The sequence below is a fragment of the Actinomycetota bacterium genome, from assembly GCA_040755895.1.
Taxonomy (GTDB): domain Bacteria; phylum Actinomycetota; class Aquicultoria; order Subteraquimicrobiales; family Subteraquimicrobiaceae; genus Subteraquimicrobium.
Genome location: JBFMAG010000006.1, coordinates 1 through 3,877, shown reverse-complemented (window position 1 = coordinate 3,877; position 3,877 = coordinate 1). Strand labels below are relative to the sequence as shown.

The 3,877-nt window shown below is 46.8% G+C and carries 3 protein-coding genes; all 3 read right to left on the bottom strand.

The window, feature by feature from the left end; genetic code table 11:
• Positions 1–785: 4-hydroxy-tetrahydrodipicolinate reductase (dapB, locus tag AB1466_00265; protein MEW6188539.1), on the bottom strand; the 785-nt coding region annotated here is incomplete at its 3' end.
• A gap of 20 nt (positions 786–805) precedes the next feature.
• Entirely contained in the window at positions 806–2,059 is a 1,254-nt protein-coding gene (locus tag AB1466_00260) for a pitrilysin family protein (protein MEW6188538.1), read from the bottom strand.
• A gap of 16 nt (positions 2,060–2,075) precedes the next feature.
• On the bottom strand, positions 2,076–3,877 hold a 1,802-nt coding region (gene pnp / locus AB1466_00255; GenBank protein MEW6188537.1), incomplete at its 5' end, for a polyribonucleotide nucleotidyltransferase.

Sequence of the window (3,877 nt, the reverse complement as noted above, 5' to 3'; positions counted from 1 at the left end):
AGTTTATCCAAGCCGTAGGTTAGTCCCCTTCTCTTCTGCACCTCTCTGATGGCCATTAAAACGCCTGGCATGAAGGATGATCGGTCAATAGAGTCGTGTCTGATGGAAAGTATATGACCGGTGGAGCCGAAGATCACCTGTTGATGTGCCACCAGACCCGGCAATCGAACGCTATGGATTCGGATGCCTTTAGCCTCTCCTCCCCGAACTCCTTTTATCTTTTCCGTCTCCTTGAGATTTCGAGAGGCTTCTCCAACTCTGGCTAGGGATATGATCTCTGCGGTCTTCAAAGCTGTCCCGGATGGAGCATCTGCCTTTTGGTTATGGTGGAGTTCGATGATCTCAACGTCAGGAAAATATTTGCAGGCAATCTCAGAAAATTTCATCATGAGAACCGCGCCAGTGGCGAAATTGGGAGCTATTATTGCATTTGTTTTGCCATCTTTGACGAGAGATTCGACTTTGGTGAGGTCCCTTTCGGTCAATCCAGTGGTTCCCACCACCACGTGTACATTGGATTTTAGAGCCGTACGGATGTTATTCATGACCGCGGCTGGATGGGTGAAATCCACCATCACATCGGGGGAAGTTTTCTTGAATACCCTTTCGAGATCATTGTCTATGGCGATACCCGTATCCGCCAATCCAAGAAGTTCCCCCACATCGCATCCCACATGGACAATGTCCACGGCACCAACCAAGGTCATATCCTTCTGCTGAAGAACTGTTTTGCAGACTTCTCGACCCATTTTTCCAGCTGCACCGGTTACAACTATCTTGATCATTTTTCCACTCCTTTGAGCAATTAGGCGACAAGATTTGCTATACTTTTCACCTCAGCCGGTCCAATGATCGTTAACGTCATTCTCTCGGGAGCGAATAAAATCTTTGCTAACCGATGGACATCCCCCAAGGTCACTTTGTCGATTTTTTCCACCAACTCGTCGAGGGATAAAATCTCTCGGTGTACGAGCTCCGATTTTCCCAGGCGGGTCATTCGATTGCTCGTGCTTTCCATGCTTAAAACCAATTGACCTTTGAGGAATTCCTTTGCTCGGTGCAATTCTTCCCTGGATACTTCTTTTTCAGCAATGGATTTCATTTCCTTTTGGATCAATTTAATTACTTCTTCAACCTTAGAAGGTCTTGTTCCTGCATAGACTGCAATCAAACCGGTTTCTGAAAAGAGTGAGTGGTAAGAGTAGACGGAGTATACCAAGCCTCTTTTCTCTCTGATTTCCTGAAACAAGCGAGAGCTCATTCCTCCACCAAGGATATTATCGAGGATGCTTAAGACAAATCTATCCTCGTCTCTAGCGTGTAGGGCCTGAGTGCCGTAGCAAATGTGGGCTTGCTCCGTTCCCTTCTGGCAGATAAAAACTTTAGGTTCTACTTTAGGCTTAAATTCTCTCCGAACGAATCCTCTTCCCCCCTTTGAAGCAAAATGCTTTTCAATCAAATCCACAATTCGCTGGTGATCGAGATGCCCCGCCGCGGCTATTACAATATTTTTGGGGGCGTATCCTCGCGAGAAGAAACTCAAAACATCTTCGTGGTTGAAGTTCTTAACGGTGTTGACGTAACCCAAGGTGCTCTTACCCAGGGGGTGATCTCCCAGGAGGGTGGAAGCAAAAAGGTCATGAATTTTTTCATCCGGTGTGTCCTCGTGAAGATTTATCTCTTCTACAACAACTTCTTTTTCCGCGGAAATATCCTCTTCTCTGAAGAGAGAGTTTTGTAGCATGTCCGAGAGGATTTCCACTCCTATAGGTATGTGTTCATCGAGTAAGCGGGTGTAAAAGCAGGTATATTCTTTGGTGGCGAATGCATTTATTTCCCCGCCCAAAGTATCGATGGTCTCGGATATCTCTTTAGCCGATCGATTTTTAGTCCCTTTAAATAAAAGATGCTCGATGAAATGGGACATACCATTTAGTCCCTCGATTTCATCACGAGCACCTACTCCAACCCAGAAACCCAGTGCTACGGATCTAACGTGAGGAATGGACTCGGTTACAACTTTTATCCCCGATTCAAGAGAGGTTTTATTAAAAAACATGGGAGACTCCTTGAACTTATTTTACCTTGATCGCTATATCCACAGCAGCTAGGTTTATTCTATTCAATCTATCTATATCGATGACTTCGACGGGTATCTTGTCCCCCACTTTTACAACATCTTCGACCCTGCGGACTCTCCTCTTGGAAAGCTTGGAGATATGGACGAGACCTTCCCTTCCCGGAAGGATTTCCACGAAGGCGCCAAAACTAGTGGTTCTGGTCACCGTGCCTATATACCGCTCCCCCACCTTGATTTCTTTGGTGATCATCTCAATCATCTGGCGAGCCCTTTCCCCACTTACCTCATCCTTTGAGGCAATGAATACGGTGCCATCATCTTCAATATCGATGGTTACTCCGGTCTCATCGATGATACTGTGGATGGTTTTACCCGCGGGACCAATGATATCCCTTATTTTGTCTACACTAATCCTCATGGTAATGATTCTGGGAGCGAATGGTGATAACTTTTCCCTTGGTTTTGCTATTACGGATGCCATCTTATCCAGAATGAATAATCGAGCTTTCTGCGCTTGAGTCAGAGCTTTCTCCAGAATTTCTCTCCCTACACCTTCTATTTTCAAATCCATTTGGAGAGCGGTGATTCCCTTGGCTGTTCCCGCAACCTTAAAGTCCATGTCACCCAGGGCATCCTCCACTCCCAGTATGTCCATTAGTATCGCCACTTTACCCTTTTCTTTCACTAACCCCATGGCTATTCCGGCCACGGGTGCCTTAATGGGGATACCGGCATCCATTAAAGCTAGGGTACTTCCGCATACGCTGGCCATGGATGTAGAGCCATTTGATTCCAGCACTTCAGAGACTAATCGAATGGTATAAGGAAATTCACTTTCCTCGGGGATTACAGGAGCAAGCGCTCTCTCAACGAGAGCACCATGACCAATCTCTCGACGTCTGGGTCCGCGCATGAAGCCCACCTCTCCTGTGCTGAAGGGAGGGAAATTATAGTGGTGAAGGAATCTCTTAGATTCCTCAACACCCAATCCATCCAAGAGCTGTTCTTCCCCGACGGTACCCAAAGTAGCCACGGAAAGCACTTGAGTTTGCCCTCGTGTGAACAGACCAGAACCATGCGTTCTGGGAAGGATACCAACCTCGCAGGAGATCGGTCGGATTTCATCCCAACCTCGACCATCGGATCGAATCTTCTCTTCCAAGATCATCCTGCGGGTTTCCTCTTTCTCTATCTTGGTCAGAATCTTTTCGATATCTTGCTCCTTCTCCTCGAAAGTTGGGAGAAATTTCTCCAAAGTTTCTTCCCTAATTTTCTCCATCGCCTGCTCTCGATTTAACTTTTCCGCGATTCTGATCGCTTTTTTCAGCTTGGATGTGGCGAATTCTCGAATGGCCTTCTCAACTTCGGGATCTGTCTCGATGAGGGGGATGGTGCGTTTGGGAACTCCGACTTCTTTTTGAAATTCTTCCTGGAATTCGATGAGTTTGATGATGGCCTTCTGACCCTCTTCCATCGCCTGGAGAATGCTTTCCTCATCAACCTCTTTTGCCCCCGCTTCCACCATCAGTATCCCATTTTTATTCCCTGCAACGACGACGTCGATATCGCTGTGTTCTAGCTCCTGGTATGTTGGATTGATTATCCATCTTTCCCCCACCCGGCTCACTCTAACTGCTCCGATGGGACCATTGAATGGAATATCTGAAATGGTTAAAGCGGCCGAAGCACCAATGAGACCCAGAATGTCGGGTGGATTTATTTGATCTGCAGAAACAATGGTGGCGATTATCTGAACTTCATTGCGAAGGCCCTCTGGAAAAATGGGCCGAATCGATC